Here is a 15,017-nt window from a genome sequence, read left to right on the forward strand (position 1 = left end):
CCTCAAGGCCATTGATGAGGCCGAATTGGGGGACGACTCCAAGCTCTACGAGGTGCCATGGCTCATCGTGTTCGACCGGTCCCACTGGGACGGTTACGAACGCGACATCAGCACGTTTGCTTCTCAGATCGCCGCGGCCGGACGGCGAGTCTGCATCCTTCTGGTCACGGACGCGCTCCTCCCACTTGCCGTTCACTCCGAGCGGCGGCTCATCGAGCTTTGCACCCTGTCACATGAGATCGAACAGAGTGACGCGCTTGCTCTAGGGAGGCATCTCAACAGGTTTCTCCGACCGAAGGGCTCGGCTCGGTCGGATCACGAGTGGCAGAGCTTCCTGGAGACGTCGCTCGTAGCGCCAGGTCTGGGGCGGTCCGTGTTCTGGATCGCCCTGGCCTTCTGGCTGCGGCGTCAGGTCGACATGAACGAGACCCTGCAGGGATGGCTCTACGCCCGCTTCACAGAAGGTGTCGCAGACGAAACCTGCCGGCGAGCGATCGTCGATATCGCGGCGATGAGCAGCGTTCGGAGGCTACTTCCGGAGACGCTCTTGCCCCCGTCGTCAGACTTTCCCACACGCGACAAGCTCGGCGACTTGCAATCGGTCATTGGAGCCCTTGGCGTTACCCGGCAGCGGGACGGCACAATTAGCCATTGGGCGATGATCCACGCTGAGATGGGACGATACCTACTGATCGAGCTGTTCCACGACGCGACTACGGTCGAGGCGATGGGCCTGGGCGGCATGCAGGACCCAGACAGTCTTAGGCTCGAGGTGCTATCCCAGATCGCGGTCGACCCCCGGATCGCTCATCCTGACCTCAGGCCCTTGGCAGAAGCCTTTGCCACCAGCGTGTTCAAGATAGATCCGGGACAGGGCTATTCACAGTTCGCTCAAGAGTGGCGCGCTGCGCTCGCCGCCCTGGATGCAATGCCGGAGACCGTCCGTCTGACGAGCCGGACCTTCCTCCATCACAGCGCTATTTCACGTCGGAGGATCGCGAAGGACGAGGGTCTCTTCCCCGTGGATATAGAGGAGCGCGCCACGCTCCTGACGAGGGCGGCGGTAGACATCGAACGGGCACTTTCCATTGAGGCTGAGCCTGGCGGCGAGACCGACCTCAATCTCTTCAACTCCCTTGCTCACGCCTATCACGACCTTGCCGAAGTCGAGACGGCTCGCGGCGCGGCTCCGGACGTCGTCGCCGAACTCCGTATCAAAGCTCATCGCGCGACGGGGAGGGCTTATGCCCTCGATCCGGACAACTCCTTCGTTATCGAACTCTATGCCAGGGACCGGCTCGAGGGGGCGGAGAATGATCCCGACGGCGCGGCGAGCGTCGCGCTCGAAGTGCTGGGTATCGTCTATGGCACCATGGCTCGCGAGACCGCCAGCGCTAGGCGCAACGCGCTTTCCGCGCTCGCTGATCGGGCGTTCGACCTCATGATCCGCACTACGCGGACCTTGCCCGATACTGAGCCCCGGGACCCTGGAGAAGCGATCGTCCAAGCAATTTCTGCCCTAACGCGGAACATGCCTCACCGAATGGGGATGACGTTGGAGGATTTCCCCCGGCCCAACAGGATCGAGGCTGCTGAACGGCTGGGAAATGGGTTACTGCGCACCAATCCCCAAGCCGTTCGTCTGCGTTACGTCCTCACGCGACTGGACCGTCCCAAGGACCTCGCCATTCAGCTCGAGTTGCTGCAGATGCTCGACGGTACGAACACGGTATTGACACCGCAGCTTCGTCTCGAGCTCGCCATCCTTGAGCATCAGAACGGCCGACATCATGAAGCCGCCCGACGTTTCTCCGGCCTCAGACGGCTCTGGCGGCAGGGGGCCCATTTCGTCGAGGTGCCTAGTCATCTCCATTGGCTAGTGGACCCGGCGACGGGACAACCGCGAGAGGTACGGGCCCGGGTCGCATCGGGCAGCGATGGCGTAAGGGGCTTCGCGAACGTCGCGGAGCTTGCTAACGAGCGGATACCCTATCGTCCGGGCGAGATCGAGGATAGGGCGCTTAAGCCAGGCGCAATGATGACCGGACGCGTCTCCTTCGGCCACAACGGCCCGCTGCTTCGCCCCCTTACGGCGCGCTGATCCATGGCTGGGCAGTTCGAGCGATACGCCGCGGACAAAAAATGGACACCGGGCACGGCTAACGTCCTCGTCGAGGGTACGACCGACGTCGCCTATCTCCAGTTGGCCAAGGAGGCTTGGCAGCGCGAGAGCGGACATGACCTCTTCGGCGACGGGTTCGCCGTATTCGCAGCCGGATTGAAGGACGATGGCGGGGTGCAGGGTGTCACTCGTGAGCTGACGACTTGCCACAACCTCGCCCGCAGAGACTTCGAGAATCGGATGGGGGAACGCCGCATTGTTGGCTTGTTCGACGACGACCACGCCGGACGAAAGCAGATGGATCTGGTCTGTCAGCTAGATTTTCGGATCAAGCCCTACCGAGACGTCTTTCTCCTGCATCCGGTGATGCCTACCGTTCGAACATCTGACTGGCAGGCCTTGAGGAACAACACACTGCGGGACAATCGACCCTTTGAGGGCCTTGATCATGAGATCGAGGACCTTTTGTCTGAGGACCTGCTGCGCGAGTTTGAGCACGCCAATCCAGGAGTGGTAACAAGTCGCCGCGAGAGAGCCGGTCGCGTGCATCGCGATCTGACCCCCGAAGGCAAGCGGCTCCTGCGCGATCATGCGAAGCGCGAGGCGCTGATGGAGGATCTGCTGGATCTCGTTAGACTATTGTGCACTCTTCGTGCCTATCTCGGACTTCCTTTCGATGGCATGCGTCCTTAGGTTGCGCCGTATGGGAGGATCTTTTGGACCATGTCAGCCGTTTCAACGGCCTCCCTTCTGGATTTCGAAGCATACAGTTGGGCAGGTCCAAACTTATTCGAGCACAGTGCTGCCACAGCAGAGTATTCCCTTTAAGCCGTCATTCGTGCATCGTGTAGCATCAGGTGAATAGGGCTCAAAGCCGCCTGCCGCCTTGCGGCGAGTGCGCCCTGCGTCTGGGATTCCTGACCGGTCGTTCGCGACTGCGGGTAAACTCGACGGGTCGCATGGTGTCGACGTTTGGGCGGGGAGGGATGGATGGAGGAAACCTCATGTCCAGAATCCAACTCCCCGCCGTCAAGTCGAAGCGCCGCCCCTGGAACCGCGGTAGGCTCGTCGGGCAAAAGCGCCCCTTGCTGCCTAAGCAGGTTTGGGCGATCCGAGCCCGCCTCGAGCTCTCCGGCAATCTACGCGATTTGGCGCTCTTCAACCTCGCGATCGACAGCAAGCTGCGCGGCTGTGATCTTGTCCGGCTGAAAGTCGCCGACCTGATCGTCGGCGACCGCGTCCGCGAGCGCGTCACAGTGATCCAGAGCAAGACGCAGCGTCCAGTTCAGTTCGAAGTCACGGAAAACACCCGTGCTTCGATCTCGGCCTGGGTGGCGCGGCCAGAGATGATCGGCTGTGCCTTCCTGTTCCCGAGCCGCTTCCACGACAGACCGCACGTATCGACCCGCCAGTACGCGCGCCTCGTCCGAGACTGGGTGACGGCGATCGGGCTCGAGCCGAGCGGCTACGGCACCCATTCGCTGAGGCGGACCAAGGCCGCGCAGATCTATCGCAAGACCGGCAACCTGCGCGCGGTCCAGCTCCTGCTTGGCCATACGAAGGTCGACAGCACGGTGCGATATCTGGGCGTCGAGCTTGAAGATGCCCTGAGCATCGCCGAGGGCGTCGATATCTGAACGCCGGGGCGAACGGCCCTGCCGTTCGCCTCCCAGGACCGGACGCGCGCGAGATGTGGACCGGCGACGGGATTGAGCCCAAACTGGCCCGAGAGCGGTATCACCCTCTAGCGGGTGGTGTTACCAGTTTCGAACACTGATCAGAAGAGAGCGCATTCTGTGATCGAATTGGTAGATTGGACCGTCCGCCCGCAACCCGCGCACATTGCGCTGGAGGGGCGTTACGTGCGGCTCGAACCTCTTGGGTTTGCCCATGCCGATACATTGTTCGCCGCAGCTTCGGCACCCGGATTGGAAGACCGATTTCGCTGGCTTCCCGAGAGTCCTCAGAGCCGCATGGAGTTCGACGCGTGGCTCGACAATGCTGCAGCGTCGACCGATCCTATGTTCTTTGCCGTAATAGACAAGGCAAGCGGGCGCACGGAGGGACGGCAGGCCTTGATGCGGATCGACCGGGCCAACGGTGTCGCCGAGATCGGTAACATCATGTGGGGCCCGGCTATGCAACGGACCCGGATGGCGACCGAAGCTCTATTTCTATTCGCAGATTACATTTTCGGCCTTGGGTATCGTCGCTTCGAATGGAAGTGCAATGACCTGAATGACCCTTCGAAGCGCTCGGCCGAGCGCTTCGGCTTTCATCCAGAAGGAGTGTTTCGCCAGCACATGGTCGTGAAGAACGCAAACCGTGACACCGCTTGGTTCGCGATGACGGACGGTGACTGGCAGCGCATGAAGCCCATTTACGAAACTTGGCTGTCGCCCGACAATTTTGATACCAAAGGACATCAGCGGAAAGCTCTGCAAATCTGATTGTGTAGCGACCGTCCCGACTGGGGTAAGGTCGGCTTTGTCCGCATCGGCGGCGCTGGGTAGAAGCGCAGCGAATGGTGGGTTTAGATTTCCCGGCCCGGCACAACATTCAACGACTGCTTCCGTGATCTTTGCCGCGGCGCAGAACTCCGCTTGCTGCGGTCGCAACCCTCTCCATCTTCATGCTGCAGTTGCATCGTTTGGCTGGCGAACAACCGGAAAGTCCGCCTTGCGTCTGTCGGTGGCAGGTGCAGCGAAGGGCCGTCAGCGCTGAAGCGGCCGCTGGTGACGCCTGCGGCGAAGGTACCGGCCGAGCCCATTGCAGAAGTGTCAAATGCTCGCTGCGCGCGCTCGCAGAAGAACACCTGTCGCGGTGCGGCAGATCTTCATGCCGCATCGCAGCTGTAAATCCGGTCGTTCGAGCGCCGCGCAGCGAATTCCTCAGGAGCAGCGACTGCACCGCGGGACGAACCGGGCGTTCGGTCGGTATTGGCAAGCGACCGGTTTCAATTTCATGCAAACCGCGCTCCCGATCTCCGCTCGCTTGCCACTGCTGGCCGGTAGTATCTGCGTTCAGTGGCCGACCAACGTTTCATGCATCAAAGACAAGAATCACGTGCACGAACCCGGGACCATGCGCCCCGCGGACGTAGCTTCCCTCGATGTCGGTCGTCCCGCTGGGACCGGTGATGAGGACGGCATTGCGGGGCGAGGTTTCGTGTCCCACAAGCAGGGCGGCGTAATCTTCCAGATGGGAAACGATGCTGGCCGCGCGCAGGACGACGATGTGATGAAGTGGCAGGAATGCGAGCAGGATCCGCGTCTCCTTGCAGGAGTGAATGACGAGCGATCCGCTCTCGGCGATGCCGTGGCGAGCGAGCCCGACGGCGGCGGGCGCATCCGGCGCCACGGCAAGGCGCGGTCGGATCTCTCCCCAGTCCATATCGCGGAACAGCGCGGCGGACTCGACGGCGATCTCCGTCGACAGCCCATGGCTCTCGACATAGCGTCCGATCGAAGCGGGAACCTCATCGATGCTCCCGATCCGGTCCAGCGTGGTCCCGAGCGCCTCGGACTTTTCGCAGAACGCGTCGACCGGCGTCGCGGCAACCAGAGGCGGGCGGATCGTCTCGGGCGCGGCAAGAAGTTCCGCGGCCTCCGCGGCGATCGCGGCCGGGTCGTTTCGACTTCCGCCAAGGCCCGTGCGTATGGCCGACAGAATGCTGTCGCGCGTCCTCATCGTCGATCCTCCGATCGCTTGCCGCGTTCGGCCTTGTAGCGCTCCATGAAGGTGCCCCCGGTAGGACCGGGCAGGTCGCGGTGCCGGGTCCAGCCACCGGCGAAAGGCAGAGATCCGATCCACCCGCTGCGACCGAGCAGGCGCAATGCGCGCACGCCGATCCCGCTGGCCATTCGGTAGAGACCCGGCCGACGGGCAAGGCCCGCCCAGGCCGCAAGGCCAGCACGCATCGTCGCGCCCTCCAGCCCCGCGCGCCAGCTTCGGCCCCGCCAGGCACGCAGCAGCGTGGGAAGCGGGATCTCGACCGGACAGACCTCGGCGCAGCGCCCGTTCATGGTGCAGGCGAAGGGCAGGTCGCGAGACTGTGCCAGCCCGTCGAGGACCGGGGTGAGTACGGCGCCCATCGGGCCCGGATAGGTGCCGCCGTAGGCGTGGCCGCCGATCTGCCGGTAGACAACGCAGTGGTTCATGCAGGCGCCGCACCGGATGCAGCGCAGCATGTCGCGGAACTCGTTTGCGATCATCTCCGATCGGCCGTTATCCACCAGGACGATATGCATCTTCTCGGGGCCGTCGGCGTCGCCGGGACGCTTCGGGCCGCAGTGAAACGTGGTGTATTGGGTCAACTCGCCCCCGGTGGCGGAGCGCACCAGAAGCCGGAGCAGCGCCATGGCGTGCGACGTGCTTGGGACCAGCTTCTCGATGCCCGCGGTCACGATATGGACGCGCGGGGGTGTCGTCGTCAGCTCGGCATTGCCTTCGTTGGTGACGGTGCAGGTTGCGCCCGTGTCGGCGATCAGGAAATTGGCGCCGGAAATACCGACATCCGCGCTCAGGAACTTCCCGCGCAGCACATGGCGCGCACTCTGAACCATGGAGGCCGCCTCGTCATCGGCCGGGGGCGGCTTGTGGTCGGCGTTGAAGAGTTCGGCCACCTGTTCGCGAGTGCGGTGCATCGCCGGCCAGATAATATGCGAGGGATGCTCGCCGGCCAGCTGGATGATGTGTTCGGCAAGGTCGGTCTCGACCCGCTCGATCCCGGCCGAGCCGAGCGCGTCGGGCAGGCCGATCTCCTCGCCCAGCATGGATTTCGAGCGGGTGACGCGCTTCGCGCCGGCCTCCCGGCAGAGGCGGATGACGATGTCGCAGGCCTCGGAATCGGTGGCTGCCCAATGGACCTCGGCGCCCGATGCGGTGGCGTTGCGCTCGAACATCTCGAGGTAGTGATCGAGATTGGCAATCACATGGTCCTTGATCGCGCTGCCGCGGGATCGCGCCGGCTCATATTCGGCAAACCCGGCCAGCGCGGCGGCGCGCTTGCGCTCGGCGGTGCCGGTGGTGCGGTCGATGGCGGTCTTCAATGTGGGGTTCGCGAGGGCGGCGTCGCTGCGGGCCTTGAAGCCGGGCCGGGTCGTGGCGTTCATGGTTTTTCTCCGATGGCCGGTCCGTTCCCGCCACCCGCAAGGATTTCGATGGTGTGGAAACAGCGCACCTTCGATCCGCGCCGGTTGAGCTTGCCCGCCATGTTCATCAGGCATCCGAGATCGCCCGCAAGCAGCATGTCGGCGCCGCTCCGCTCGACGGTATCGGCCTTTTCGCCGACGATTGCGTCCGAGATCGCGGGATACTTGACGCAGAACGTCCCGCCGAAGCCGCAGCAGACATTCTCACCGTCAAGCGGTCGCATCTCCAGGCCGTCGACCGCCGCCAGAAGGCGGCGGGGCTGCTCGTGGATGCCAAGCTCCCGCAGACCGGCGCAGCTGTCGTGATAGGTGGCGCTCCCCTCCAGCCGCAGCCCGCCCGGTGTATAATCGCGGATATCGACCAGATAGCTCATGATCTCGTGCGTCTTTTCGGCAAGGCGGGCGGCTCGTGGCCCCCAGTCGGCATCCGAGGCGAGCAGGGCGGGGTAGCCGTGCCGGATCGTTCCCGCACAGGATCCCGAGGGCACGATCAGATGGTCGAACGGCTCGAACGCCGCGATCACCTGCCGGGCCACCGCCGCCGTGCTCGCGTCGTCACCGCTGTTATAGGCGGGCTGCCCGCAGCATGTCTGCCGCGTCGGTACCTCCACGTCGCACCCGGCATCTTCCAGAAGCCGTATGGCGGCAAAGCCGATCTCGGGCCGCATCGCATCGACCAGGCAGGTGACGAAGAGGCCGACGCGGGGACGGGTTGCCCGGGTCATGATCCCGCCGCCTGCGTGTGCTTCGCCTTGCCGCCCGCCCGGCCGCCGCTCATCGCCATGACGGTGAGCACGCCGGCCGCCCAGACGATCGCTGCGATCCACCACAGATTGAACCCGCCGGCGATCAGCGCCGTCGCGATCAGACCGCCCTGAACGACGTAATAGCCGAGCGGGATCAGGACTTTGCGTATGATCTCGCCTTCACGGTCCACAAGGCCGACAGTGGCCGATGCCGCGACGACATTGTGGACGCAGATCATGTTGCCGGCAGCGCCGCCGACCGCCTGTGCGGCGACGACGATCGCGGCGCCCGCCGAACCCAGTCCGATCTGCTCGGCCGTCGAGAACTGGAACAGCGAGAACATCATGTTCGAGATCGTGTTCGACCCGGCGATGAACGCCCCCATCGCCCCGATCAGCGGCGCGAAGAGCGGCCAGGCCTCTCCGGCGGCCGCCGACATGCCCTCGGCGAGGACGATCGGCATGCTGGCCAGGCGCTCCGAGGCGGAGTTCAGGAAGACCTGCACCATCGGCACCGCAAGCAGAAGCGCCGGGGCGGCGGCGATCATCGTCGATCCCGACGATTTCAGCGCCTGCCCGTAATCCCTCATCGACATCCTGTGCAGGAAGAAGGTGAAGAGCGAGGCGAGGATCAGGACGGTGCCCGGCAGGTAGAGGATCTGGACTCTCGACGTGATGCCCGAGCCGAACAGATCCTCAAAGGCGATGGTGGCCGCGGGCGAGGTCAGCCAGGCCTTCACCGGCGCAATGGTCCGGGTCAGGACAAGCAGCACGACCACGAATATATAGGGCGCCCAGGCTTTCAGCAGCGCCATGTTGGGCGAGTCGCGATGGTGGTCCTCCAGATCGTCGAGCTTGCCGATCCAGCCCGGATCCCACTCGTCGCGGACCGGAAAGGCGAAGGAATCCTTCGGCATGAAAAAACCGCGCTGCGTCGCCGGTATGACGATCGCCAGTCCGATGATGCCGCCGACCAGCGAGGGAAATTCCGGACCCAGCAGCCACGCGACGAGATAGTAGGGCACCGTGAAGGCGAGGCCCGCAAAGAGCGCGAACTTCCAGACCCGAAAGCCCTCGGAGAAGGACCGGTTCGCGCCGAAGAAGCGGGTCAACATGCCGACCATGATGAGCGGGATCAGGAACCCGATCAGGCCGTGGATCATGGCGACCTTGGTCGCTATGCCCAGCAGATACTCGAAGAACGGTATCCCGATCGTGGATTCGACGAGATCTTGCCCCGACAGGCCGGTCTGGACGCCAACGAGGATCGGGGTGCCGACCGCGCCGAAGGACACCGGCGTGCTTTGAATAATCAGCGACACCATGACCGCTGCCATGGCCGGGAAACCGATCGCCACCAAAAGCGGTGCCGCGATCGCCGCCGGGGTGCCGAAGCCTGACGCGCCCTCGATCAGCGAGCCAAAGAGCCAGGCGATGATGATCGCCTGCACGCGGCGGTCGGGGGAGATGCGGGTGAATCCGCTGCGAATGGACCGGATGCCGCCGCTTTCCTCAAGCGTGTAGAGCATCAGGATCGCGCCGAAGACGATGTAGAGCAAGCTGGTGGCCGTGACCACGCCGTTGACCGTGGCGCCCAGCACCTTGGCCGGCTCCGTGCCCCAGATCAGCAGCGCGGTCAGCGCGGTGACGACATAGGCGACGAGCATCGAGAACTTGGCCGATCGCGCGAGCACGACCAACAGCACGAACACCGTCGCGATCGGCAGCAGCGCCAGCAGGAACGTGATTGGGCCTGGCATGTCTTCCTCCCTCATCGGGCGCGAGGCGCGCGCCGGAATTGCGTCAACCTCGAATTGGGCAGCGGCCCCGACATGTTGGTCGCGAAGAGCGAGAAGCCGATCATCGGCCAGATGAAATTGCGTCCGCCGAGGAAGAAGCCATCGGTGTCCTTGGCGCCGCCGCGGGTGAGCCAGAGCGCTAGAACCCGACTCAGAATACGGTAGCCGATCAGAATCGACAGATCGATTGCGGAGACTTCGAACTGTCCCTGCATCACGCTCCTCCCTGTTCTTCGGACAGCTTCAAAATCGGTTTCACCCGACCGGACCGTCCGAGAATTTCATCGAGCGCGCGCTTTTCTACTAATGCGCAATTTTCCACGACGAAGCTCTCGTTCAATAAGGTGCATGGCGAATGCCGCCACGTCAACCGACCAACCGCCAAGTGGTTCTAAACCGACAGTAGGCTGAACGGCAGAAAAGTCCGCATCGGCGGCGCTGCGTCGAGCCGCAGCGAATGTTGGGTTTAGATTTCCCGGTCTGGCGCAGCCTTGAAAGACCGCTTTCGCGATCTGCGCGGCGGCGCAGAACCTCTGTCGCTGCATCTGCGAGCCCCTCGATCTTCATGCTGCAACTGCATCGGTTGATCGCCGGATGACCGTATAGTCCGCAGTCCTGTCGCTCGGGCAGGCCGCAGCGAATGACTGGTGTCAGCCTTTATTGCGCTGAGATGCGGCCATCACCAGCCAGAGTAGTCCGATAATCGGCCTCTATGCGATCTACCGATCCTGCAGGCCGGCAGCCTTCCGAAATGTCGCGTCGATGCGGGTCTGCCAACCAGGACCGCAGGCCCTAAAATGCGTGACCAAGTCCAGATCGAGGCGGAGCATCGTCGAGACTTTCGGTGCCGGTGACGTGTGCCGCCCCGGGCGAACCGGCGTCTTATTCAGGGCATCCGACCATTCCGGTGACGTCGGGCACTCCAGCGCTTTCAGCACCAAGACAGGCGGCGGCCACCATCGTAGGGCCGGGCCAATCCCTCATCCACCATCAGCTCCGCGACGTCGCTGGCTCCGATGAAAAGCCGGGCCAGCCCGCGATCGTAGCGGTCGCGCTCGCCCGTTCGGGCAAGCCGAACGACTTCGCCGGACGCCAGGAAGTCCTCGAGCCGTCGCGTGGCGCGCCGGGCCTTGTGTTTCTCACCCATGCATCGCGGTTCCGATGCCTCCGGTGTGTCGTAGCCGATGAGCCGCAAGCGCTCGCCTGAGAGCTCGATCGTATCGCCGTCGATGACACGGATCGACGCTGGATCGATGCGCTCGCCCTCCGGCCCGCAGGACACCATCAGGCACAGGCACGCCAAGGCAATCGGCCGTTTCAGCCACATCTTCGATTGACCACGTGCAGGCTTCCCGGCTTCCGAACACAACGTGCAGATCAGGGCATACTGCACGATGCCTCCTGCCTTTTCGTGAAGGCGGTTCCGATACTCGGCCGTGCGGCCGCGGGCCCGGTGTTGATCACCACCCTACGCCGCCGATGCCTCCGACCAGGCGCGATCCGATTTCACGTCCTCTCCCCGTTGATGGACCGTCATCTCGGAGGCGGGGAACGGCGCGATCAACTCGAACGCTGCCTCTGCGCTGCCAGCGAGCCACCCATCGTAATCCTCCGGCCGGAGAATGACCGGCATCCGGTCGGGGTGGGTATCGCGCACGAGGTCGTTCGGTGTCGTGGTGACGATCGAGGAGGTCACGAGCTCGCGGTACTCGCCGCCGTAATCGCCTTGGAACCTCTGCCAGATGCCGGCGAAGGCGAAGGGCGGCCGATCTTCGTCGCCTTTCAGACCGAACCAGACATAGGTCGCGGGGTTGCGGCCTTTCGCTTCGCAGAAGCTCGTCGCCGGGACGAGGCATCGGCGCTCCTTGAAGCTTGGCTTCCAGAACCGCGACGTCCGCAGCTTGTCGTCCCGGGCGTTGTTCACCGCCTTCGGCTGGATCGGCTTGCCGGTCTTCTTCGACACCTGCGGGAGAACGAAGCCCCGATGGGTGTTCTGGAGCGTGCGCGTCCCATCGTCGTCGAGAATGACTGCCGGGGCTCTGCCTTTTGGAAATATCGCGGGAAGCGGTTCGGCGTTGCCGAGGCGGTCGTTGCCGGGGTCGACCTGGAAGAGCCGGCGCATTGCCTCCTGGGGCATCGTGTTCGCGAAGAGATTGCACATGCGCCTGCCTCGACATCGGACCTGACTGGCCCCTGCCGCCAGCCTATCGCCTGGCAGCACCGCGCTCTAGTCGGGCCGGGTCCGGCCCTCCCCGAGCCCCGGCCCCCTGCCCTCCCTGCGGCCTGAAGAGCGCCCGGCCCCGTCTCTGACCGAGCCGGATCCGGGCGCGGCCCGCATGGTCGTTCCGGCCGCCGGCTCTCGGCCCGTCCGGGTGACGATCGCTGGGGCGGGTCGGATCTTCGATCCTGTCCTTTCCGGTCCCTTGGGGTTCGGGCAAGCCGAACGCCGCTGCGGGACGATCGGGAACCGCCGGTTCCCCCGGGCAAGGCCGTCCGCTTCACGGGGCGAAGGGGTGTCCCCGACGACGGTCCCTCCCTCCGGTCGGGCTGCGTCGCCGGGCGATCCCCCTCCCCTTCGCCCCTACGGACAGCCTTGCCCGGGCCCCCCTCCTGCCCTCGCCGGGAGGCAGGGTTTCAGGAGAGGCGCCGCGTTCGCGGACCTCGCCAGAACCCCCGCCCCGATTTTCGGCACCAGACCGGAGCCGGGGCACCACGACGAAGGAGGGCCAGACATGGCGACCCGCAGGAAGACCACCGCGAAGTTCGATCCCGAAGCCGAGATCACCTCGAAGATCATCGCCGCCATCGAGGCGGGCACCCCGCCGTGGCGCTGCCCGTGGACCGGCCAAGGTGGCGGCGCACCCTTCCCCCTCCGGCATGGTGGCGAAGGTTATCGCGGCATCAACGTTCTGATGCTGTGGCTCACCGCGAGCGAAAAGGGCTACGTCTCGCCCTACTGGATGACCTACCGGCAGGCTCAGGAGATGGGCGCGCAGGTCCGCAAGGGCGAGACCTCCACCATGATCGTCAAATACGGGACCATCGAGAAAGAGGACGAGACCGGCGAGGAGGTGAAGCGCCCCTATCTCAAAGCCTACCGCGTCTTTTGCGCCGACCAGATCGACGGTCTGCGCGACAGCTACTACCGCGAGCGCGAGGCGGCGGCCGACCTCGGGACGAAGCCGATTGCCGAGATCGAGGCATATTTCGCGAAGCTGGGCGCGACCATCGAGACCACCGACGAGCCGCAAGCCTACTACCACACGGGCCGCGACGTGATTCACATGCCGCCGATCGCTACCTTCCACGAGGCGCAGGGCTATTACGAAACCCTCGGGCATGAAGCGATCCATTATGTCGGCGGGAGCCCGCGACTAAACCGGATCAAGAAGTTCCCGACCAAGGAAGACCGGGCGCGCGAAGAGCTCGTCGCGGAGATCGGCCAATGCCTGCTCTTCGCGAGCATCGGCCTTCAGCCGACCATCGACCAGAGCGCGGCTTACGTCGAAAGCTGGCTCGCCGCCTTGAAGAACGACAAGAAGGCGATCTTCAAGGCCGCGCGGGAAGCGCAGAAGGCGGTGGACTACATCACCGAGCGGTGCGGCGAGACCATCGAGGCGAAGGCCGAGGGAGTGGCCGCCTAGGCGCGGTGCGTCATCCGTCCCGAAGGCGGGGAACACGATCCGGCTGGCTTTTCAGCGCCGGCCGGATTGACGGAAATTCTCTCAAAACCCTGTTTTCATTGGGTAAGGACACGGGCCGGATGCTATGCTGTGAACACGCAAACGCCGTCGAAAGGTGATCGCCGTGACCATTCCCGCCCGCGTCAGATCGGCATGGAAATCCGCCCAGCTCCTGATCGCCTTTCATCGGGACCGGCATGGCACCCAGCGCGACGAGCCGCGCCTGTGGCGTCCGAACGATGCCTGCGCCGGGCTGCCCGACGACCCGAGGCAGAAAGAGGCCTTCGTCGTCCTGCGCGGCGACGGCGATGCCGGCGACGTCCAGATCAGGATGCACCCGGACAAGATCATCCTTCGCCGGGACGACGAGGCGCTCGGGTGGACCGGAATCCAGGCGGACCATCATGGCGTCTCGGTCCTCGTCGGGACTGTCTGGATCACCGTGCAGGGCGACGGCTCGATCCGGCGGCAGGTGGACGGCAACGCCGACGATACGAGCTGGATGGAGGCCGATGGCTCGTTCATTCGCATCGCACCGGACGCTCAGATCGTCGTGACCGGCGACGGGGCGCGGCTGTCGCGCCGGACCGATCGTCGACTCGACGCCATTACCGAAGACGGTGTGGTGAGCCGCCGCCGGTGACGGGAGGACCAATACCGATGCGACCCCCTTGCTTATCCGCCATCGCCTGCGTCGCTTTCTCGGCCGGCCTCGCGCTCGCGCCCGCCTCCGCCCGTGCGCAAAGTGCCGACGTCTCCCAGGCCGATTGCAACGCCATGGTCGCGGCCATGACGGACATGACCATGGCCAACGCCGCGAACCTGGCGCTCGGCCGCGCGATCATGACGCGACAGGTCGAGTTGTTCGCCACGCTCGACGAGGCGGCGTCCCCGGCGACCCGACAAGCGGTGCGGAACATGGCGGAGACCATCGAGACGTTCCAGGCCATCGACCCCGAGACGGCCACGGCCGGGCTCGCTGCGCTGCGGAGTATCTGCCCAGCCAACTTCCGATAGCCCGGTATCGGCGTTCGCCGTCAGCGCGCGGTGGACCGGACGCTGCGTGCCGCCTCACGATCCAGCCAAACGATCCTTCGGGTTCCGTCCGACCATTCATAGACCGTCGCGATCTCCACGAACCGGCCGTCCACCATTCCCACGACTGCCGCCACCGGCATCCCGAACCATCTCATATTCATCGCCCTTCCCAAGAGAGGCGCGACACCAGCCGTCCGCCCCAGACCGTCCGCCATGGCAAGACCGCCCGATTTGGTCGGCCGATGCTCCCATGCATCGGACCGGACAAAGGAGGGAGGGCGACGCCCGACTGACGGCTCCCCGGATGCGAGACAAGGGGGCGGAGCCGGCCCTGGCGCGGCCCGCAGGCGTAGCCGAGGACACGGGGCCGGTAGAGCCGACCGCGGCACGCGGGCGCTTGCCCCTTTTCTCGGAGCCGGGGGGATGGCAGCGGACCCATAAAGGAGAAGGGTCGTCAGGCGATCGATCGCCTGTCT

General features: G+C 64.7%; 16 protein-coding genes. 7 read left to right on the plus strand and 9 right to left on the minus strand.

Translation table 11 applies throughout. The annotated features are described in order from the left end of the window. From KW83_RS21020 to KW83_RS16190, 4 genes are all read left to right on the plus strand, one after another. Nucleotides 1-2,101: hypothetical protein (locus tag KW83_RS21020; RefSeq protein WP_036181047.1), on the plus strand; the 2,101-nt coding region annotated here is incomplete at its 5' end. 3 nt (nucleotides 2,102-2,104) lie between these two features. Continuing rightward, nucleotides 2,105-2,815 (plus strand): hypothetical protein, encoded by a 711-nt coding sequence (locus tag KW83_RS16180; RefSeq protein ID WP_036181049.1) that lies wholly within the window; start codon nucleotides 2,105-2,107, stop codon nucleotides 2,813-2,815. Nucleotides 2,816-3,126: 311 nt separating this feature from the next. Continuing rightward, on the plus strand, nucleotides 3,127-3,759 hold the full coding sequence (locus KW83_RS16185) for a tyrosine-type recombinase/integrase (RefSeq protein WP_036181051.1): 633 nt from the start codon (nucleotides 3,127-3,129) through the stop codon (nucleotides 3,757-3,759). A 159-nt stretch (nucleotides 3,760-3,918) separates the two neighbouring features. Beyond that, complete coding sequence (locus KW83_RS16190; RefSeq protein WP_235191450.1) at nucleotides 3,919-4,572, plus strand: GNAT family N-acetyltransferase; 654 nt, start codon at nucleotides 3,919-3,921, stop codon at nucleotides 4,570-4,572. Between the two features lie 592 nt (nucleotides 4,573-5,164). Here the strand turns inward: KW83_RS16190 and KW83_RS16195 are convergent. The 8 genes from KW83_RS16195 to KW83_RS16225 all read right to left on the minus strand — a co-directional run bounded on the left by KW83_RS16195 (nucleotide 5,165) and on the right by KW83_RS16225 (nucleotide 11,981). After that, the gene (locus tag KW83_RS16195; RefSeq protein WP_036181053.1) at nucleotides 5,165-5,812 is read right to left on the minus strand and encodes a LutC/YkgG family protein; all 648 of its coding nucleotides are present in this window, start codon (nucleotides 5,810-5,812) and stop codon (nucleotides 5,165-5,167) included. After that, nucleotides 5,809-7,236, minus strand: coding sequence for a lactate utilization protein B (locus tag KW83_RS16200; RefSeq protein WP_036181055.1), 1,428 nt, complete (start codon nucleotides 7,234-7,236; stop codon nucleotides 5,809-5,811). Before KW83_RS16200 ends, KW83_RS16195 begins: the two co-directional genes overlap by 4 nt. Next, on the minus strand, nucleotides 7,233-8,000 hold the full coding sequence (locus tag KW83_RS16205) for a (Fe-S)-binding protein (RefSeq protein WP_036181057.1): 768 nt from the start codon (nucleotides 7,998-8,000) through the stop codon (nucleotides 7,233-7,235). Before KW83_RS16205 ends, KW83_RS16200 begins: the two co-directional genes overlap by 4 nt. Then, entirely contained in the window at nucleotides 7,997-9,781 is a 1,785-nt protein-coding gene (locus tag KW83_RS16210; protein ID WP_051928586.1) for an L-lactate permease, read from the minus strand. The genes KW83_RS16205 and KW83_RS16210 overlap by 4 nt, the downstream gene beginning before the upstream one ends. Before the next feature lie 11 nt (nucleotides 9,782-9,792). Beyond that, complete coding sequence (locus KW83_RS16215; RefSeq protein WP_036181059.1) at nucleotides 9,793-10,035, minus strand: hypothetical protein; 243 nt, start codon at nucleotides 10,033-10,035, stop codon at nucleotides 9,793-9,795. A 504-nt stretch (nucleotides 10,036-10,539) separates the two neighbouring features. Further along, a complete protein-coding gene (locus KW83_RS20135; RefSeq protein ID WP_235191451.1) occupies nucleotides 10,540-10,758 on the minus strand; it encodes a BrnA antitoxin family protein in 219 nt (72 codons plus the stop codon). Continuing rightward, entirely contained in the window at nucleotides 10,752-11,213 is a 462-nt protein-coding gene (locus KW83_RS16220) for a thermonuclease family protein (RefSeq protein ID WP_152563626.1), read from the minus strand. The genes KW83_RS20135 and KW83_RS16220 overlap by 7 nt, the downstream gene beginning before the upstream one ends. 75 nt (nucleotides 11,214-11,288) lie before the next feature. Further along, nucleotides 11,289-11,981, minus strand: coding sequence for an SOS response-associated peptidase (locus tag KW83_RS16225; protein WP_036181061.1), 693 nt, complete (start codon nucleotides 11,979-11,981; stop codon nucleotides 11,289-11,291). 571 nt (nucleotides 11,982-12,552) lie between these two features. Here KW83_RS16225 and KW83_RS16230 point away from each other — a divergent pair. The 3 genes from KW83_RS16230 (at nucleotide 12,553) to KW83_RS20730 (ending at nucleotide 14,520) form a co-directional block, all read left to right on the plus strand. Beyond that, nucleotides 12,553-13,464: an ArdC family protein gene (locus tag KW83_RS16230; protein WP_036181063.1), complete on the plus strand. Its 912-nt coding sequence runs from the start codon at nucleotides 12,553-12,555 to the stop codon at nucleotides 13,462-13,464. 163 nt (nucleotides 13,465-13,627) lie between these two features. Then, nucleotides 13,628-14,146, plus strand: a complete 519-nt coding sequence (locus KW83_RS16235; protein ID WP_081904663.1) for a hypothetical protein — start codon at nucleotides 13,628-13,630, stop codon at nucleotides 14,144-14,146. Nucleotides 14,147-14,292: 146 nt separating this feature from the next. After that, nucleotides 14,293-14,520, plus strand: a complete 228-nt coding sequence (locus KW83_RS20730) for a hypothetical protein (protein ID WP_152563627.1) — start codon at nucleotides 14,293-14,295, stop codon at nucleotides 14,518-14,520. A gap of 20 nt (nucleotides 14,521-14,540) precedes the next feature. Here KW83_RS20730 and KW83_RS21025 read toward each other — a convergent pair whose 3' ends face one another. After that, nucleotides 14,541-14,702, minus strand: coding sequence for a hypothetical protein (locus KW83_RS21025; RefSeq protein ID WP_161785520.1), 162 nt, complete (start codon nucleotides 14,700-14,702; stop codon nucleotides 14,541-14,543). Nucleotides 14,703-15,017 lie beyond the last annotated feature (315 nt).

This window comes from Palleronia rufa (assembly GCF_000743715.1).
Taxonomy (GTDB): Bacteria; Pseudomonadota; Alphaproteobacteria; order Rhodobacterales; family Rhodobacteraceae; genus Palleronia; species Palleronia rufa.

Excerpts from the sequence above, each read along its gene's own strand:
- KW83_RS16180 (WP_036181049.1), top strand. The coding sequence starts at position 2,105 with ATGGCTGGGCAGTTCGAGCGATACGCCGCGGACAAAAAATGGACACCG.
- KW83_RS16185 (WP_036181051.1), top strand. The coding sequence starts at position 3,127 with ATGTCCAGAATCCAACTCCCCGCCGTCAAGTCGAAGCGCCGCCCCTGG.
- KW83_RS16195 (WP_036181053.1), bottom strand. The coding sequence starts at position 5,812 with ATGAGGACGCGCGACAGCATTCTGTCGGCCATACGCACGGGCCTTGGC.
- KW83_RS16200 (WP_036181055.1), bottom strand. The coding sequence starts at position 7,236 with ATGAACGCCACGACCCGGCCCGGCTTCAAGGCCCGCAGCGACGCCGCC.
- KW83_RS16205 (WP_036181057.1), bottom strand. The coding sequence starts at position 8,000 with ATGACCCGGGCAACCCGTCCCCGCGTCGGCCTCTTCGTCACCTGCCTG.
- KW83_RS16210 (WP_051928586.1), bottom strand. The coding sequence starts at position 9,781 with ATGCCAGGCCCAATCACGTTCCTGCTGGCGCTGCTGCCGATCGCGACG.
- KW83_RS16215 (WP_036181059.1), bottom strand. The coding sequence starts at position 10,035 with ATGCAGGGACAGTTCGAAGTCTCCGCAATCGATCTGTCGATTCTGATC.
- KW83_RS16225 (WP_036181061.1), bottom strand. The coding sequence starts at position 11,981 with ATGTGCAATCTCTTCGCGAACACGATGCCCCAGGAGGCAATGCGCCGG.
- KW83_RS16230 (WP_036181063.1), top strand. The coding sequence starts at position 12,553 with ATGGCGACCCGCAGGAAGACCACCGCGAAGTTCGATCCCGAAGCCGAG.
- KW83_RS20730 (WP_152563627.1), top strand. The coding sequence starts at position 14,293 with ATGACGGACATGACCATGGCCAACGCCGCGAACCTGGCGCTCGGCCGC.
- KW83_RS21025 (WP_161785520.1), bottom strand. The coding sequence starts at position 14,702 with ATGAATATGAGATGGTTCGGGATGCCGGTGGCGGCAGTCGTGGGAATG.